Source organism: Xenorhabdus cabanillasii, assembly GCF_003386665.1.
In the GTDB taxonomy this organism is placed as follows: Bacteria; Pseudomonadota; Gammaproteobacteria; order Enterobacterales; family Enterobacteriaceae; genus Xenorhabdus; species Xenorhabdus cabanillasii.
The window spans coordinates 2,272,005-2,289,076 of the sequence record NZ_QTUB01000001.1 but is presented as its reverse complement, the minus strand read 5'-3'; the positions used below and the strand labels follow the sequence as shown (position 1 = coordinate 2,289,076).

Below are 17,072 nucleotides of genomic sequence, written 5' to 3'. Positions count from 1 at the left end.
AGAGCTTTACCATTCACTTTACGTCCAGACGGAACACGTCCATTCGCATTATTATTCGCCGCATTAGCCAAATCATAAGCCGCTTTTACCGATTTCGGTGTTGCTGCATGAGTTTCACTATTGCTATCCACCGCACTGCTCAGGATCACAAATCCCTTTTCTTTCAGTGTCGCGTCAGGATGATTACGGCTGTTCGCATGTTTCTTAATGGAATCATCAACATATTCGCGAGTTGCCAGGATCACAGACGGATCAACTTTCAAAGTCACCGCATCAGCGCTGCTGACAATCAAGATCATACGGATCGTCTGGGTACGGCCAGAACCTTCCTGCAATTGGGGTTTGTAGGTTTCCGCACAGTTACCCACGGCAATCAGGATGCCATCTTTGTCAAACAGGCCGATTTCACGGATCCACCAGCCACCTTCGTTTTCAGGAATAACCTGTTCTGCGATGATTTGGTTGGTGTTTTTCGGATCGATGCTCAGCGTATTAATCGCTGCACGACGTTTTTCATTAATCAATTTAGTTTGTTTAGTGTCCGGTGTCGGCAGGCTGCCACCACCATCACCAACGGCCATATGGGTAATTTCGATTTTAGTACCCAGTGCCGCAGCATTTGCCAGTTTATCTGCGCCCAACTGTGTCAGCAGCGCAAAATATTTGGTACTCATGGTCTAATCCTCATGTCATCAATAATATGTACTCCCGCGCCCATAATTTCTGAGCCGGATACTGTTACTTCTTTCGGGAAATAGGGATAAACTGTCAGTTCGTCACCGCTGTAAGTCGCTGCCGAATAGTGATATTCACCACGCGTATCCAGGTTGATATCCAATCCAATCAAATGTCGGCTCACTGGCTTGGCATCGAAAATCAAATTTTCCAGCTCTTCGAACATTTCATGGGTGATGCCATTATCCAGCACACCAATATCCAGCCGGAAGGTGCCCGGAGCATCGTTGGTCTGCCACCATTCCCGTACACGGATGAGATAACCCAATGGTTCAACCACCCGCCGAATCGCACCAATCGTTCCTTTGTGTTTGTGCAGGAACAACGAGCCTTTGATCACTTCCCTTTTGGTGTTCTCAGGCCAGTTTTCGTCCCAGCGATCCACTGACCACGCCCATGCCAGATAAGGCAGTAACGATGCCGGACAGGTGTCCGGGTTCCACAGTTCCCGCAATGGCACTTTGATCTTCTGCAACTCTGCACAAGCTTTAGCCGCTGCAAGTTCTAACTGGGTTGAACCCATCGGCAAAAGGCGATCACTCATCAGAACCTCCCATCGTCAATGTGGTCTTGGTGCAGTAAGAAGCCTGAGTTTTATCCAGCACGACATCTTTCAGCGGGGCTTTCAGTTCTACACGCTGGACACCTTCCACATGTAATGCGGCATAAATCGCTGACAAACGAATGTCACGCCCCAGACGATGCTGTGCTTCGACATAGTGTTTCAGTTTCTGCTCAGCCGCCTTACGGATAGGCTCTGATTCTGGTGTCGGAAAGATGTACAACACTGCATCAATTTCATATTCCACAATGTTCGCTGACTGGACTTTCAAACGATCTGCCACCGGACGTACGTTTTCGTCATTCAGAGCTTTTTCGACGATTTCCAACAGTTCTTTGGATGCCACGCCTTTGTCTTCACGGGACATGATTGTTACCGTAACGTTGGCTGGTGACGGGCTGATAGCCGAAGCATCTGCAACACGGCCATCTGCACTACGCGCATGGTATTCATAAGCACCGACAGGGCCTGCAACGCTTAAACCTTCAAAGGCCTGGGGAATCCGCACACGGTAATCGTTGTCAGACTCCATAGCAGCTGGTGTCGGCGGTATGGTGGAGTTATCCGCAGGATGCAAAACCATGCGGGATACGTTGTTGTTCGCACCCAATTGATCCAGATCGCTGCCGGTTGAATAAGCCACCATTACCGCGCGTGCGGCTTCATTGACTCGCTGGCGCAGGAGCAGTTCGCGGTACACGTTCTCTTCCAGCAACTTGACCAAAGGTTCGGATTCAAGTTGTAAGGTTCGTGCAATCGCATCCCGCTGTTCTTCGGGATAAAGTGATATCAGCCCTCTTTTACGCTCTTCTAACAGTTGTTCGTAATCCAGTGGCTCAACCACATCCGGTGGTGGCAACTGGCTTAAATCGATTGTTGGCATACCTTACCTCTCAGGAATAGCCTCACCGGGAATGGTTCACCGGAATAGAAAGTGAAAATTCTCTGGCAGATTGATGGTAAGTACCTGTGATATCCACCACCATTCTGCCATCCTGTAGGGTTTCCATCGTGATTGACGTCAGCGTCACACGTGGTTCCCAACGGCTAATTGCGGTATAACTAGCTGCCATGACCTGAAGCCTGAGCGCCGGATTCTGCGGCCAGTCAATCAGTTCAGGCAGCAAAGAGCCGTAAGTACGTCGTGCAATACGGCTACCCACAGGGGTCAGTAAAATATCGCTGACAGATTGCCGGACATGATCCAGATCGGTCAGCTCCCTGCCTGTCTGTCGGTTCATACCCAGATACATCATACGGGGCCTCCTGATGTGTCACCGCCTGACCGGATACCGGTGTGTTTATGGGAATCCACGACCACGCCGTTGGAACTGAATGTGCCGCCGGTGTGTTCAATATTGCCCGTCATTTTGCCGCCGTTGCGCACGATCAGATTCCCCGTGCTCATTAGCTGCGTACAGATGACTTCCGGTGTATCCAGCGTGATCCTGGTACTGGCAACACAGGTAATTTCCGGCGCAGTTATATGAACGGAATCCGATGCAGTCACTGTCGCGGTTTTGATACCAGTCACAGTCAATGCGCCTGATTGCGGTTCATATTCCATCACTGCACCATCCGGAAACTTAATATGTGTTGCTTCAGGAGATGTTGATGGTGCCGGAAACTCATCTGAAAAAATTGCTGGCAATACAAAGGCGGTGGTCAGTTCGCCGCCTATGGACAGTAATAAAACCTGCTCACCAACACTGGGTGCCCACCATGTGCGGGAGTTTCCCGCTCTGGATGTCAGCCAGTGCAGCCAATCGGTTTCAAGGTTGCCTGTCGCGACCCGGCACATGCCCCTTGTGGTATCCACTTGGGTAATGACGCCTGTTCGGATCAGGTTGCGCAATAAGCGCATCAGTTCAGTGAGTTGTGTGTTCATGGCGTAAGAATGCCATGAAAAAACAGATACAACATTAAATCGGGCTTGTAGGAACAGACATACAAAACAGCAGAAAAAATAAAATTAACTCAATAAAATAAAAGCCATTTTCCAAAATGAAAAAAGGCTTTTAGGGGTCATGCAAGGGGGAAGTCCTGTTAAGTCATGCAAGAATGACTAGAACTTACATTGCCGGACAACTTCACGGACATACTGTTGCAGGTAATCTAATTTGGCCTGGTCGCTGATGATCCCGGCTCGGATATCGTAAATAGTGCGTCCAGCTTTTGCAGTGAGTTCGACCTGGGTTCCATCGCCCACGCTGCGGGAGCGGGTATTTCGGTTTTGGGTGAGCTGACAGGTAGCAAGGTTGGCGGTGGCGATTTGCACCCGGCGATGACCAGCGGCAATATCAGCCCGCAAAGCGATATTTTTTTCAGTAACATGAGCTAATTTTCCAGAATAGTATTCATCCAGTTGGGCAACCCTGTTCTGTGCATCTTTCATTTGTTGAATAGCAGATAATGTTTCCTGGCTTGTTTTCTGGTAGATAACAGCAATTTGAGCAGAATGTTGCTGCTTCAAGTTTGCCACTTCACCAAGAAACAGTGAACGGTGTCCCCACCAGCCAAGACATCCTCCAATTACAAGGGTGACAATTAAAGGTATTTTCTTCATTGTTCCAGTCCCCAACAAGCCAGTTCAGATTCCTGATCACGCCTCAATACCTGTCCATAACAGCCGTTCGGCTGCCCTTTAGTTTTTCGGCAATCACGCCCTCCATCATAAATCCAGCGTTTGATCTCCTGACAGGCACCTTTTTTATCTCCGGCATTGAGCTTGCGATAAAATGTGGAAGAAAAGCACTTTGAGGGGCCAATGTTATACGGGCAAAAACTGGCAATCCCTGCAATTTGTGGTTCAGTCAGCGGAATGTGGATATTCTTTTTTACCCAATCAATCGCTTTATCAGCTTCAATCCGGTTCAAGGCTTCACATTGTTCAGAGGTCAACTGCATTCCTTTATATACCGCCTTACCATCAATGCGCGTCACTCCCCGACATATCGTCCAAACCCCACCAGCATCCTGATAGGCTGCAAGCCGATTACCCTCTTTCTCATCAAGGAACTGAGAAAGAATGACGGAAGAACTGGCACCACCAATGATAAGACCAATAAGCAACCGGCTAAGTTTGATTTTGAAATCCTGCATACATATCACAGCTCTTTTGGTGCGTGATTTATCAGCTCGCTAACAATACTGGCTGATTTTGACGCAGGATCTACCTCCAGATTTTCCAGAATTTCTTTTAAGATCAAAGTGCGTTTCATTTGCTCACGACGATTGAGACGATAAGTCAGAATACCGAGAGCAATGCTGGCGAATGCCCCCAACAGGAAACTCCACTCATATAAAGAAAGACCGGAAAAAATAGCAGTGGTGCCGGCGCAGGCATAAGTTGCATGGCTGTATTTATCCATTCATACCCCTTAATCCCAAAGCTGGATCATGGGCTTGCTGGCCGCAGGCATAAAGTCCGGCATTTCAACTTTCGTTCCATGAGGCAATATCGCGCCAAAATCAGCAAGTCCCGGATTGGCCAGTAATACACGCTCCGTCATACCCAATGTCCGGCCATAATGGCGCCAGCACAAAGCATCAACCGTCTCATTTTGTTGTGCAATAATTTGCATACACTCTCCTTTTCTTCGCAGAAAACAGTCAGTAAATCGGAGAGTTATGATCGAATAATCAGCGGAATACCTCAATGAAACGGCATTGTCGGGGAAGTAGTACAAATGAAGAACAACTCTGCCGGGATATTTATCTTTTTAAGAAAGCATAAAGGCAGGAATTGACCCTGCCCTTATGTTATTTAAATTGCTTGCTATTTGTTCGATAATTCAATCTATTAAGTCTAATCCGTTAGCCAGCTATCATCCTCCCAGACACTTTGGATGAGTTCCATCATTTGGTTGTGTTCACTACTGTTTTTACTTCCTGTCACTTTTACGGATGTATTGCTGCTGGCGGCAATTCTAAAACGCGTATCTGGATACTGAGGTAGTATTTTCTTTTTAAGTTCATTTTCAAGCGCAGACATGACTGATTCAGAAACATTAGCTCGCTTATCGAAAAGTATCTCAATTCGCATCATTTTCTCCCGTCAAAGTCTATTCTTCTACCGAATCTGAATTTACCGACCATTCCCTTTCTAACAATTTGTTTTTATACAAATTATTATAACCACTGAGTCTTTTTTCATAAGGTGCAGATAACTCAGCTATCCAGACCAATGCCAATTCTTTGTCTTCTGCTTGATTGCATTCACAACTTGTCGCCATTCTGGCAATAAAATTAATACGTTGTGCTACCAATGATTCCATAAGAGAGTCCACTGATATATACGCCTCCACTCAAAAACTGTATGTATGTACAGTACACCTAATTAGTGAAAATTTAAAGTAGTTTTTTCCCTTCCTAAAGATAAAAATTAATAGTTAATAACTATTAATTATTTCTTTTATAGAAATTTTTTTTGAAAAAAAAACATTCTTTAAAACCATTTCTCATCTATATCACAACAATATCTTTCCTGTCTATCCGTACAGTTATTAGTTCTTCCAATAATTGATAATCTTCTGCATTCGTCTCCCACAACAAACATTCTGCCATTGAAGTGTTCTGTGGGATGTTTGGTCAGTACATTCCCGGCTGCTTATTGTTAGCAATATAGTTGCCAGAGTGATATTCATGAGCGAAAAAAAACCATTCATCAATAGTCACCATATTAAAGATATGTTAGTGCCTGACATACATATGCCATCCGTTCAAAAACACAATTCGTTCAAAAAACAAACAGAAAAATATTTGAGAGAGTGATTAATTGGATAACGTCAAATGCTTGGGAAACTGACTAACTACAACCTTAATATGATTCATCGCCTTGATAAGAGACCGTTTTTCCTCTGGGGTAAATTGGCTGATTTCACTGTCATGACGGGAACGCGGGATATTCGCCAAATAGAAAATAGCGGATAGCACCCGCTTATTCTCTTCATAATGACAATCCCTTTTGTCACGCATATCAGCAAGAAACCGTCTTAATTCTTTCTCATTATTTCCCCAGTATATTGCTCTAATCCTCGACAAATGGTTCAATCCTTCCAACCGCTGGCCGAGGTTAATTTGGGCAAATTTTTCTTTCTCCGTATTCGCCATATTTTCCTCACTCTTTTACCTTCAGAGAGATTATTATCAGAGCAATACTTGGAACACAGCTGATCTCTGGCATAATGATTGAAATTTGGCAGTTCATGATGCAATATCTCTCAATGGTTTTCGTATTAACCAATCTGGGCTCACGAAAGATCTCAATTAGAGAACATTTGTGGGATACTAATCTCTCTTATCTATACTGTCAATGAAAAATATCAATATTGAGATCAAGATGGGGACTGATAGTGGTGGACGACCAGCTATCGAACGCCTTGTCCGCGCGTATGGATTTAAGTCTCGTCAGGCTCTGAGCGACCATTTAGGCGTGTCCAAAAGCACTATGGCAAACCGCTATCTTCGTGATAGTTTCCCTGCGGACTGGATTATCCAGTGCAACCTAGAAACTGGCGCTTCACTGCTATGGCTGAGTACAGGGCAAGGGGAGATGTTCCCAAACGGAGAAGGGGGTAAAAAAACGGAACGGTTGGAAGATATCATCGCGCCGTCAATCCCTCGTGTAAAACTATCAGGGGGAAAACTAAATGAGGCTGATCCGGTTATCCTGGACAGTGAACTAATTTCCAAAGACCTCAAAGAACCACTAGTGGTTGATGATGGTGTATCCTGGTATCTGCTTGATGCCCAGGAAGACAACATTCAGGATGGTTTATGGCTGGTAGACATTGAAGGAATGCACAGTATCAAGAAAATAGCCAAAATCCCTGTCAGTAAAATTCGGGTCAGTGATGATGATGTTACCTTTGACTGTGCGATCAGTGATATTCAATTCATTGGCCGCGTTGCTTTGGTGATCTCCAGACAATAATGGCTTATGTAGTAATACGTTTTCCATCAAGGTCATTTCTGCCCATCAGAATAACCTTGATGGCGTCTATTTAACCAGCCGGACGCTTGATCCGGTACAGAACGTGCTCCCGCAATGGGTTATCTCCCTCAATTGCCGGATGCATGAATGTCTTTTCATCCCTGGCCATACCCAATTTTTTCATTACACTTTCTGAGCGATAATTCAGCAAGGAGGTGAATGCCACAATTTCATCCAGTCCAATTTCTGTAAAAGCAAAATCAAGAACTTTACGGGCAGCTTCACAAGCATAGCCTTTCCCCCAAAATGGTTTATCAAGACGCCAGCCTATTTCAACAAAAGGAGAAAATGGAAATTCAAGGTTGGGGATATTCAGCCCGACAAAGCCAATAAATTCGCCACTTTGCTTTAATTCAACCACCCATAATCCCCAACCCCCTTGTATTTCGAATTTACGAATACAATTATCAACTAACATGTCACTTTGCTCTTTCGTCAGCGTCTTGGGGAAAAACTCCATCACTTCCGGATTACTGTTTAAACGAAAGAAAGGTTCTCTGTCTTCTTCCTTCCAGGCGCGAAGCCATAACCTTTCTGTTTCCAGCTCTATAATCACAACGCCTCCTTGAAATCCATTGGGTATAAATCAATTGATTATAAAAACAAAAACTGCCGGAAAATTCTACATATTCCCGGCAGAAATACATGGAGTTTTATACTCTATGAATCTCAATAGATTGAAAAACGAGGAGTATTTTTTATCGGCAGAGATCAGGCAGTAGTTTTAGATTTTGGCTTGTCTCCCTGACTTTCTTTAATAGAAACAATTCGCTCTGCTTCCTGTTTTTTCTTATTTTCTACTTGTTCAGACTGACCAACAAATAATCCACCACGTCGGATTGACATACTTCCGCAACGGCTAATACCCCGTAATTCTCCGTGCTCAAGAATATCCAATGTTTCTGCACAGCACGTTCCTTCAACATGACCATCAATAATAATTTCAGGTGCATTTAACTCACCTTCCACTTTTCCGGCATGCATAACACGGATAGCACCTCCTTTTACGCGAATATTCCCGACAACTTTTCCCCAAATCTGAATATCTCCTTCCATATCGATATCCCCTTTAAATACGGAATTCTTTGCGATGATTGTATTCGCGCGGGCTTCAGTACCGGAGATTTTTTTCTCTTCAGTTTGCACAGGAGTGACCTGTGTGACCAGACTGGCAGCAGATGCCTCAGTTTTTTTTTCCAAACATAGCTTTGATTCTCTGTTTCATATTAGTAAAGTAAAATACTAAGGCTAAAAAAGATAAAATTGCTGTTATGGCACAACTAATATTTGCACCATACACGTACAATCCCAGTGTAATAGCCCAGAAGAGCCATAGACTGTATAAAAAAGCGTTATCTGAAAAACGATACTTTTCCATATTTTTCTCGTTCTTGTGATTTTTTATCTTTCATCAGCAAATATATCGATGAATATGCCTTAGCGGATATAGAAGAAAGGCGATGAAAATACATCCTAGCATTGTATCAGTATAAAAAACAATCTACAAAGCTATAACAGAGGTATTTGTAACGCTATTACACCGATAACGTTGTCGCTAAAGCCTAATATACTGAATCATCTATGATTCTCTCTTAAACTCCAGCATAAAAAGCTCACTTCAACAGCTTTATCTTACTATTTTCAATATAAAAACCATATAAACTAATAAATCCGCAACACAATTAAACGAATAATTAACAAAATAATATCACAGGTGATACGGAAATATTGCTGTACCCCAAAACCTAAATGGTGAAAAAATAATAATGAGCACATAGATTCTGGTGTAAATGTGACTCTATTCTTTGCTTTTTCTAATATAAAAATTTATCTAAAAAAATAATCAATCTATTGGGATTTAAATTTACCCAATTAAAATTTGATAATTTTCATTAACGGTATGGGTAAAAACATATCACCATCTCAGCCTCTCCGGCTTGAGAATAAATAAATCTAAATTTTTGGCATTTAAAACTAACATAAATATTAATTTGAAGATATAATACTGGAGTGATTTAATTGATGTTTTGATATCTGCCAATATGTTTAATCCTGCATTCAATTTATCAATATATATCCAATAAGTTTTGAGTTGCAAAAAAGCCACTTGGAAGATAGAGGATATGGTTAATGGATCTCAGATTACTCATGATACGGAAGATTAGGAGTATAAAATGAAAAGGACGACAGACTTAAACAAAAAGAGTATTTTCTCTTTACAGTTAACCATGCCGGACTTCAATATTCTCGAACATAAACAGAGAGGACTGTATATTTTACTTGATGGAGAAATGATATGGAAAGACTGTACCAAAACCTATCACATCAAGTCACATGATATCCTTCTTACCCATCCGGGAAACTATGCTGCAAAAACTAATACAAAAAATTGTCAGGCATTATGGTTACCATTACATATGGATTTTTTGCGTAGTTTTATGAAACGTTTTGGAGCGATATTAAGTAACGTAGAACGCCATGATTTCCCCGTTTATCGGTTAACTCCTTTCAATCGGTTTCCTTTATTAACAGAAAGTATCCGTGGATTAGTCAACTTACTTGCTCATGACTATCCCCCGGTATTGATTCAGTTAAGAATTGAAGAACTACTTTTGTTACTTTCTCTCGGAAAACAAGGCTCATTACTGATGTCGGTTTTGCGGCAGTTAAGTAATCGTCAGGTAGAACGATTGCAAGCATTTATGGAGGCTCATTATCTCAAAGAATGGAGGTTGAATGATTTTGCCCGCGAATTTGGTATGGGGTTAACTTCATTCAAAGAACTTTTTAACAGTGTTTATGGCATATCACCACGCGCCTGGATCAGTGAACAGCGTATTCTTTATGCACATCAATTATTATTGAACAGTGGAATGAGTATTGCTGATATCTCGCTGGAATCTGGCTTTTCCAGTCAGTCTTACTTTACTCAAAGCTATCGGAAGCGTTTTGGGTGTACACCCAATCGAGCCAGATATGGCAAAAATTAATTACAGTTTTTTTGCCTCATCAAAACTCAGGCAGATATGATGAGGCAAAAAATAATAAACCTGCCTCCATATCAACATGGTGGACAGGTATTAAATAAGTGAGAAAAGAGAATGCGTTAATCGACAGTTATAGTAATTAGTGATCTTTACTATCGCAGTTTTTATTACTTTTTTTATCACTATCCGCACGATAAAATACAGTACCGAGTTTGATTCTTTCCCGTCCGGTCGCCAAACGATGTCGGTTAGTATCTCGCAGAGAATAAATACAGCCGCAATATTCTTGCTGATAAAATTCTTCGCGTTTACTGATTTCTATCATACGTGCAGAACCACCGCCTTTACGCCAGTTATATTCCCAATACGTTAGCCCCGGATAACGGGAAGCAGCGCGGACACCACACTCATTAATTTGCTGCATATTTTTCCAGCGTGAAATACCAAGCGAACTGGTAATAACAGGAAAACCATGTTCATGAGCATATAACGCCGTCCGCTCAAAACGCATGTCAAAGCACATAGTACAGCGAATGCCGCGTTCAGGTTCGTTTTCCATGCCTTTTGCTCGTTCAAACCAGTTATCACGATCATAATCAGCATCAATAAAAGGAATACCCATCTGCTCTGCAAAACGAATATTTTCATCTTTACGCAGTTCATATTCCTTTAGCGGATGAATATTCGGATTGTAGAAAAATATCGTGAAATCTATCCCCGAAGCTAACATCGCTTCCATCACTTCCCCTGAGCACGGCGCACAACATGAGTGCAGCAATACTTTCTTGTTTCCATTGGGTAGTGGAAGCGACTTACGTTCATAGTTCAATGACATAGTATTTTACCTAATTCAGACAATAAAAAACCAGGAAGAGAATGTGCTTTCCCTCCCTGTGTTTATTAGTTGCTCATCTTACCTTTTTCTTCTGCCTTACGACAACGGACAGAAAGAAAAGAATAGCAAGAAAAGGCGATTTTGATCATATTAGGTCAATCAAACATCTTGTATTTCTGGCAATACCTGCCCACCATCAACCACAATTGTCTGCCCGGTTATATATTTCGCTTCATCAGAAGCCAGGAAACAAGCAGTATGACCAATATCTTCCGGTGTTCCCAAGGTACGCATTGGGGTTGTAGCTTCAAGCTGTTTCAAAAAATCCTCCCCGAATGCCTGCAAGCCTTCAGTGACAATCATGCCCGGCATAATGGAATTAATTGTAATACCCTGATCGGCATATTCCAGTGCCGCACTTCGCATAAACCCTAGTTGCCCTGCTTTACTGGCACCGTAATGGCTGTATCCCGGCATTCCCACCACCTCACCAGTAACAGATGAAGTAATGACAATTCGTCCATACTGCTGCTTCTCCATTACATTCAGCGCAGCCTGAACTAATAAAAATGTGCCTTTCAGGTTGACGGTATGCACCAAATCCCAATCTTCAACCGTCATCTCCTTAAGAGAATGTTGTGGAAAAATACCCGCATTTGAACAAAGAATATCAAGCCTGCCATATTTTTCGGCAATTCCATCAATCACATTTTTACATGCAGCCTGATCCGTGACATTAAGGGAGATAAAATCAACCCCCAATTCTTTGGCGATAATCTCCCCTTTTACTTTATCCGTACCTGAAATAATAGTCGTCGCACCTGCCCGTTTAAATACCTGAGCAATCCCTTTACCAATACCTTTGGTTCCTCCAGAAATAAATGCGATTTTTCCGGTTAAATTAAACATTTTTGTTTCCTTTTATATCGGTAGATACAGTATTTTTGCTACCTTACACTTAATTTTTCAATATATTTTCGGCATATTATTTTATCAATAACAATAAATATAACCGATATATTAAAAACAATAAAATATCAATTTAATATCTAAATAAAAAGTGTGATGTTATTTGACTTAATTTCGTGAGAAATTTATTGAGAAAAGAGCACTCATAATTATTTATTATGGATTGCATATTCTCATAATCATGATTACTTTTAGTAATAAGTGAAAATACAGGGTAAAAAATATGACTCTCTCTAATTCATTCTTAAATGAGTATGACGGTAGTGCACTATCACCTGTTTTATTTCTCAAAAGAGCCATGTTAAGTAATGGTGATTATCCTGCGGTAATAGATGGAGAACAGTGTTGGACATGGCAACAATATGCAAAACGTTGTGAAAAAGTTGCAGTTGCACTTCAGCAAATGGGAGTGGGTAAAGGTAGTGTTGTCTCGACACTATTACCCAACACCCATGAACTGCTGGAGCTACATTATGCTGTTCCTCTGTCCGGTGGGATCCTCAATGCTTTAAGTATCAGAACAGATTCAGCTACACTAAATTTTATTTTTGAGAAAATTAATCCTGAGATATTGGTTATAGATAAAGACTATCTTCCATTGTTAGATGATGTTGTTTTTAACAACCCAATAAAAATCATTGTGGTTACTGGAAATATTGTGGTGACTAAACATAATGCAGCCATATCAATATCAGAACCTGGTCAGGATCTTATCCACTATGAATCACTGTTAACCCAATACTCATCCAAGATCCTGAATTTTTATCCCATTGACGAACAGGAAGCCATCAGCATTAATTCCACTTCGGGAACCAGTGGACAGCCCAAATTGGTTGTCTATTCACACCGAGGTACATTCCTTAACGCAATTTCTAATATCCTGGATTGGGATATGCCTAAGCGCCCTACGTATTTATGGACACTACCAATGTTTCATTGTAATGGCTGGTGTTTTCCCTGGACTATAGCCGCACGTGCCGGTACACATATCTGCATGCGCAAATTTGATGCCGAAGAAGCCATACAGCTTATGCAAAAACATCAGGTTACACACTATTGTGGCGCTCCAATTGTGCATTATTCCCTGGGACAAGAAGCTCAGAAGCGCGGTATTTCTTTTAATAATAATGTCTACGGTCTTATTGCCGGCGCTCCACCAACAGAGAAAATCTTTGCTCTGCTTAACGCTGTCGGGATCGCTGTTACCCAAGTCTATGGCCTGACAGAAACTTATGGGCCGGTCGTTGTTTGTGAAGATAAACACGATTGGGAAACACTACCAACATCAGAAACAATTTTAAAAAAGATGCGTCAGGGTATTGTTTCCAATTTACAAGGAGAAGTCAGGGTTATTGATGAAAACAGCGGATTAACAGTCCCTTCTGACGGGCACTCCATTGGTGAGATTGTCATCCGGGGCAATATTGTTGCCTCTTATGATCCTGCCCGCCGTGTTACATCTGATATGACAAATCAATGGTTTTTTACCGGAGACTTAGCCGTCGTTGACTGCGATGGTTATATTAAAATCATCGATCGGAAAAAAGATATCATTATTTCTGGTGGTGAGAATATTTCCAGCCTTGAGTTGGAGAATGCTCTGTCAAATTACCCCGGAGTTTTGGCTGTCGCTATTGTAGCAAAACCTGATGAATATTGGGGTGAAGTTCCCCATGCCTTTATCGAACTTGATGAACATACATTGATTACTGAACAAGAATTGGATGACTATATCTGTACCGTTGTAGCACGCTATAAGCGGCCCAAAGGTTATACTTTTTTAGCACTGCCACGCAATGTAAACGGGAAGATCCTCAAAAAACAATTAAGAAAATTAGCTAAAGACCTATAACATACAGGACATGGTAAAAATGCGGGAATTCATGCAGCAATATAACTTTACTCCCGAAAAAACCTATTCAATGGAGTAACGCAGGAAATCGAATCCCACTTTTTGCCAGATACCCCATATTGCAATACATCGCACAGGCAGCATCGATCAGAGACATTGCAATTGCTGCTCCGCTGCCTTCACCAAGCCGCAGATCTAAATGCAGATAAGGTTGCAGCCCCAAATGCTGTAATGCCAACACTGCCCCTTTTTCTGCTGACATATGAGATGGAATACAGTAATCCCGGACAGAGGGCGCTATCTGGACTGCCGCCAGCGCAGATGCGTAAGAAATAAAGCCATCAAGGACGACCGGAACACCTGCTGCTGCTGCTCCCAAAATCACGCCTGCCATCCCCACAAGCTCAAACCCACCTACCTTTGCTAATACATCAAGAGGGGACTGCACATCAGGCTGATTCACATCAATAGCACGGCGTACAACAGATTCTTTATGCCTGAGTCGTTCAATCGGTAAATTAGCCCCCATTCCAACCACATCACAGGGTTCACTTCCGGTAAGGACACTGATGACTGCCGCCGCTGGTGTAGTATTTGCAATTCCCAGCTCTCCCACACCAAACACTGAAACTCCTGCTGCAATACGCTGTTGAACTAGTTGTGCACTTGCCAACAATAATGCTTCTGCATATTCATGAGGCATAGCCGGACCTTGTGTAATATTGCCACAGCCCCTAGCTAATTTGAGGGATAGCAAATTATCTATTGGTTCACAATCGATACCAATATCTACAGGCAAAACATGAGTATTGCTATTTTTCGCTAATACACAAACCCCTGTCAGCCCTTGCAACATATTCCGTGCCTGTATGGCCGTCACATTTTTGGGAGAAATAGCCACACCTTCATCATAAACACCGTGATCAGCACACATAACGACGATCTCTTTTTGCAGATCTCGCAGATCCTCAATACCAGGCATTCCCGCAAGTTGTATTGCCAGAGTCTCCAGACGCCCCAGGCTACCAATCGGTTTGACCAGACTGTCGATATGCTGTACTGCTTTCTCCATTTTTTTCCGATCAAGCGGTTGAATTTTATCAAGTAAAATAGACAAAGACTGAAAGGTCATAATTATCCTTCCGGCCAAATTTCAGATTGGATGCTTAAAGAAAACCACATTCATTTACTCTCCATAGACCAATTTCTAAAAGCTATTTTTCAAAAAACTACTTCCAAATCAAAATTAAAGTCAGTAAAAAAACCACTTCGCCTATTTCAATTGCCGCTCCCAGCGTATCTCCGGTTTGCCCTCCCAACCGATAATTAAAATAGAGAGAAAGTAAAAAAATGGCGATCATCGTAACCATCATTGCAGATAATCCCTGCCAATCGCCAAGTATCATCACCAATACTGTCCCTGTCAGTAAAGCAAGGACCGTACCACGTGGGGTAATGCGACCAATATAACTGCTCCCCATCCCTTCATTTTCACGGGCATAACGCTGCTCAAACATCAACAGCACAACAACAGTACGCCCAACAACAGGAGCACAGGATAATAAGGCTAATAATTTCAGGGGAGGATGATAGGCAAGTTCAACAACAGCAAGCATTTTAATGAGGATACAAAAAATCAGGGCCAGCCCGCCATACGTTCCAAGACGACTATCCTGCATAATTTCCAGCATTCTTTCCCTCTGACGGCTGGAGAAAATCCCGTCGCAGGTATCAGCCAGACCATCTAAATGCAATCCGCCAGTCAGAAGTGCCAAAGCTAACGCATAACCGATTGCACCAATATACACGCCCCCGCCAGATTGACTTATTGCCAGAGCAAGACAGGATGCAATTACACCGACAATAAGGCCAATCAGAGGGAAAGTTGGTATACCACGCCCTAGCTGGCGAAAATCAGCACCTTGAGCCCATTTTGCAGGCACGGGAAGCCGTGTCATAAACTGTAATGTTGCCCAAAAAAGTTTCAATTTCATTTAATCTTCACTCCAATACCAGAAACCGTCAACCAGACTGCTTTTGCTGCCTGCGCCAGTTTCTGGTTGGCTCGTCCGGCAATATCAATAAAATGACGAGCCAGTCGATTTTCAGGTGTAATCCCCATCCCCAATTCATTAGTCACTAAATAAACAGGCATCGGGCAATTCAGGCAAGCATCGATCAAATCATCTATCTGGTGGTGAACAAACACCTCCAATGGTGTGAAATCCAGTTTATCGGGTGATTCACCTTCTGATTTATCAAATAAAAGATTGGCAATTAATGTGGTCACACATTCAAGTATAACTCCCTCTTCCGGCTTACGGTGCTGACGGATAACATTTCCCAGTTCCTGATATCCTTCCCAGGTTCGCCAATGTGGAGGGCGATCTTGCTGATGTCGTTCAATACGAACAGCCATCTCCTCATCCGTAATTTGAGCCGTAGCGATATACAATACCTGTTCACAGTGCTCAGTAATCAACCGTTCAGCATAAGCACTTTTTCCACTGCGTGCTCCACCAGTTACTAAAATCATTTGTTAGCTCCGGAAGATTGCATCATATCGGGTTGCATAGCTTCGCCATTGAGCAGGCTCAGAAAGCTATATTATTGCCATAGAATAATGTACTGAATAATTATTTGATGCACTCATAATGATATGTGTTTCTTATCCACGTGAATTAGCTCACAAAGTTAAACAAACATTCTTATGTGCTGTTTGTTACAATCACCTCCAATATAATTAACCTATTATTAACAGATGGATCGCATGCAAAATCCTGAAAACCATCTCACAGATATATCTACTTTTATGGCCCTCGATATTCGCGTTGGCAAAATCATTAAAGCCGAAAAAAATGTGACCTTAGGGACACGGATGCTGTAATTTTAAATTAGGAATACGATGAGAACACAAAAAAGATGTCTGGGTTACGTCGCCATTGTTATTGATGATTATGATAAAACCATTGATTATTACACCAGTAAATTGGGATCTACGCTAGTGGAAGACACTCACAACCAGGTAAAAGATGGGTTGTCGTAACACCCAATCCTGAAAGTGATTGCAATTTATTATTAGCAATCGCTTCAAATGAAAGACAGGAAGCATAACAATGACGCAATGTGATTGCGTC

The 17,072-nt window shown here is 42.3% G+C and carries 21 protein-coding genes and 2 pseudogenes; 4 read left to right on the top strand and 19 right to left on the bottom strand.

Going from position 1 to position 17,072, the window contains the following annotated elements; all coding sequences use genetic code 11:
* Positions 1-65: 65 nt before the first annotated feature.
* The 12 genes and pseudogenes from BDD26_RS10990 to BDD26_RS10935 all read right to left on the bottom strand — a co-directional run.
* Positions 66-674, bottom strand: a pseudogene (locus tag BDD26_RS10990) (phage tail protein); the annotation flags it as partial.
* Positions 671-1,279 (bottom strand): phage tail protein I, encoded by a 609-nt coding sequence (locus BDD26_RS10985; protein ID WP_115826546.1) that lies wholly within the window; start codon positions 1,277-1,279, stop codon positions 671-673. The gene BDD26_RS10985 and the pseudogene BDD26_RS10990, both read right to left, overlap by 4 nt.
* The gene (locus tag BDD26_RS10980; RefSeq protein WP_038269219.1) at positions 1,272-2,180 is read right to left on the bottom strand and encodes a baseplate assembly protein; all 909 of its coding nucleotides are present in this window, start codon (positions 2,178-2,180) and stop codon (positions 1,272-1,274) included. Before BDD26_RS10980 ends, BDD26_RS10985 begins: the two co-directional genes overlap by 8 nt.
* 22 nt (positions 2,181-2,202) lie before the next feature.
* On the bottom strand, positions 2,203-2,553 hold the full coding sequence (locus BDD26_RS10975; protein WP_010845437.1) for a GPW/gp25 family protein: 351 nt from the start codon (positions 2,551-2,553) through the stop codon (positions 2,203-2,205).
* Positions 2,550-3,185: a phage baseplate assembly protein V gene (locus BDD26_RS10970; protein ID WP_038269218.1), complete on the bottom strand. Its 636-nt coding sequence runs from the start codon at positions 3,183-3,185 to the stop codon at positions 2,550-2,552. The genes BDD26_RS10975 and BDD26_RS10970 overlap by 4 nt, the downstream gene beginning before the upstream one ends.
* Before the next feature lie 177 nt (positions 3,186-3,362).
* Positions 3,363-3,863, bottom strand: coding sequence for a lysis system i-spanin subunit Rz (locus BDD26_RS10965; RefSeq protein ID WP_115826545.1), 501 nt, complete (start codon positions 3,861-3,863; stop codon positions 3,363-3,365).
* Complete coding sequence (locus tag BDD26_RS10960) at positions 3,860-4,399, bottom strand: lysozyme (RefSeq protein WP_115826544.1); 540 nt, start codon at positions 4,397-4,399, stop codon at positions 3,860-3,862. The genes BDD26_RS10965 and BDD26_RS10960 overlap by 4 nt, the downstream gene beginning before the upstream one ends.
* Before the next feature lie 5 nt (positions 4,400-4,404).
* Positions 4,405-4,668 carry a hypothetical protein gene (locus BDD26_RS10955; protein ID WP_038269215.1) on the bottom strand — a complete coding sequence of 88 codons (264 nt, stop codon included), beginning with the start codon at positions 4,666-4,668 and terminating at the stop codon, positions 4,405-4,407.
* A gap of 9 nt (positions 4,669-4,677) precedes the next feature.
* Entirely contained in the window at positions 4,678-4,881 is a 204-nt protein-coding gene (locus tag BDD26_RS10950; protein WP_038269214.1) for a tail protein X, read from the bottom strand.
* A 224-nt stretch (positions 4,882-5,105) separates the two neighbouring features.
* Positions 5,106-5,342 carry a DinI-like family protein gene (locus tag BDD26_RS10945; protein WP_115826543.1) on the bottom strand — a complete coding sequence of 79 codons (237 nt, stop codon included), beginning with the start codon at positions 5,340-5,342 and terminating at the stop codon, positions 5,106-5,108.
* Positions 5,343-5,361: 19 nt separating this feature from the next.
* On the bottom strand, positions 5,362-5,574 hold the full coding sequence (locus tag BDD26_RS10940; RefSeq protein ID WP_038269212.1) for a hypothetical protein: 213 nt from the start codon (positions 5,572-5,574) through the stop codon (positions 5,362-5,364).
* A gap of 496 nt (positions 5,575-6,070) precedes the next feature.
* Positions 6,071-6,409, bottom strand: a complete 339-nt coding sequence (locus tag BDD26_RS10935) for a DUF5347 family protein (protein ID WP_038269211.1) — start codon at positions 6,407-6,409, stop codon at positions 6,071-6,073.
* A gap of 229 nt (positions 6,410-6,638) precedes the next feature.
* On the opposite strand from BDD26_RS10935, the gene BDD26_RS10930 reads away from it, so the two are divergent.
* The gene (locus BDD26_RS10930) at positions 6,639-7,232 is read left to right on the top strand and encodes a phage repressor protein CI (RefSeq protein ID WP_176551362.1); all 594 of its coding nucleotides are present in this window, start codon (positions 6,639-6,641) and stop codon (positions 7,230-7,232) included.
* Between the two features lie 70 nt (positions 7,233-7,302).
* Here the strand turns inward: BDD26_RS10930 and BDD26_RS10925 are convergent, their stop codons facing one another.
* Together BDD26_RS10925 and BDD26_RS10920 are read right to left on the bottom strand one after the other, a co-directional pair.
* Positions 7,303-7,848, bottom strand: a complete 546-nt coding sequence (locus BDD26_RS10925) for a GNAT family N-acetyltransferase (protein WP_115826542.1) — start codon at positions 7,846-7,848, stop codon at positions 7,303-7,305.
* A gap of 155 nt (positions 7,849-8,003) precedes the next feature.
* Positions 8,004-8,492 (bottom strand): bactofilin family protein, encoded by a 489-nt coding sequence (locus BDD26_RS10920; protein ID WP_115826541.1) that lies wholly within the window; start codon positions 8,490-8,492, stop codon positions 8,004-8,006.
* 974 nt (positions 8,493-9,466) lie between these two features.
* On the opposite strand from BDD26_RS10920, the gene BDD26_RS10910 reads away from it, so the two are divergent.
* On the top strand, positions 9,467-10,282 hold the full coding sequence (locus tag BDD26_RS10910) for a helix-turn-helix transcriptional regulator (protein WP_115826539.1): 816 nt from the start codon (positions 9,467-9,469) through the stop codon (positions 10,280-10,282).
* 136 nt (positions 10,283-10,418) lie between these two features.
* On the opposite strand, the gene BDD26_RS10905 is transcribed toward BDD26_RS10910, so the two are convergent.
* Together BDD26_RS10905 and BDD26_RS10900 are read right to left on the bottom strand one after the other, a co-directional pair.
* Positions 10,419-11,114 (bottom strand): epoxyqueuosine reductase QueH, encoded by a 696-nt coding sequence (locus BDD26_RS10905; protein ID WP_115826538.1) that lies wholly within the window; start codon positions 11,112-11,114, stop codon positions 10,419-10,421.
* A 159-nt stretch (positions 11,115-11,273) separates the two neighbouring features.
* Entirely contained in the window at positions 11,274-12,023 is a 750-nt protein-coding gene (locus BDD26_RS10900) for an SDR family oxidoreductase (protein WP_115826537.1), read from the bottom strand.
* 283 nt (positions 12,024-12,306) lie between these two features.
* Between BDD26_RS10900 and BDD26_RS10895 the strand changes: the two genes are divergently transcribed.
* On the top strand, positions 12,307-13,935 hold the full coding sequence (locus BDD26_RS10895; RefSeq protein WP_115826536.1) for an AMP-binding protein: 1,629 nt from the start codon (positions 12,307-12,309) through the stop codon (positions 13,933-13,935).
* A gap of 67 nt (positions 13,936-14,002) precedes the next feature.
* Here the strand turns inward: BDD26_RS10895 and cobT are convergent, their stop codons facing one another.
* From cobT to cobU, 3 genes are all read right to left on the bottom strand, one after another.
* Positions 14,003-15,067: a nicotinate-nucleotide--dimethylbenzimidazole phosphoribosyltransferase gene (gene cobT, locus BDD26_RS10890; protein WP_038269204.1), complete on the bottom strand. Its 1,065-nt coding sequence runs from the start codon at positions 15,065-15,067 to the stop codon at positions 14,003-14,005.
* Positions 15,068-15,164: 97 nt separating this feature from the next.
* Positions 15,165-15,929: an adenosylcobinamide-GDP ribazoletransferase gene (gene cobS / locus BDD26_RS10885; RefSeq protein ID WP_038269203.1), complete on the bottom strand. Its 765-nt coding sequence runs from the start codon at positions 15,927-15,929 to the stop codon at positions 15,165-15,167.
* Complete coding sequence (gene cobU, locus BDD26_RS10880) at positions 15,926-16,471, bottom strand: bifunctional adenosylcobinamide kinase/adenosylcobinamide-phosphate guanylyltransferase (RefSeq protein ID WP_115826535.1); 546 nt, start codon at positions 16,469-16,471, stop codon at positions 15,926-15,928. Before cobU ends, cobS begins: the two co-directional genes overlap by 4 nt.
* 369 nt (positions 16,472-16,840) lie before the next feature.
* Between cobU and BDD26_RS10875 the strand changes: the two are divergent.
* Positions 16,841-17,043, top strand: a pseudogene (locus BDD26_RS10875) (VOC family protein); the annotation flags it as partial.
* Positions 17,044-17,072 lie beyond the last annotated feature (29 nt).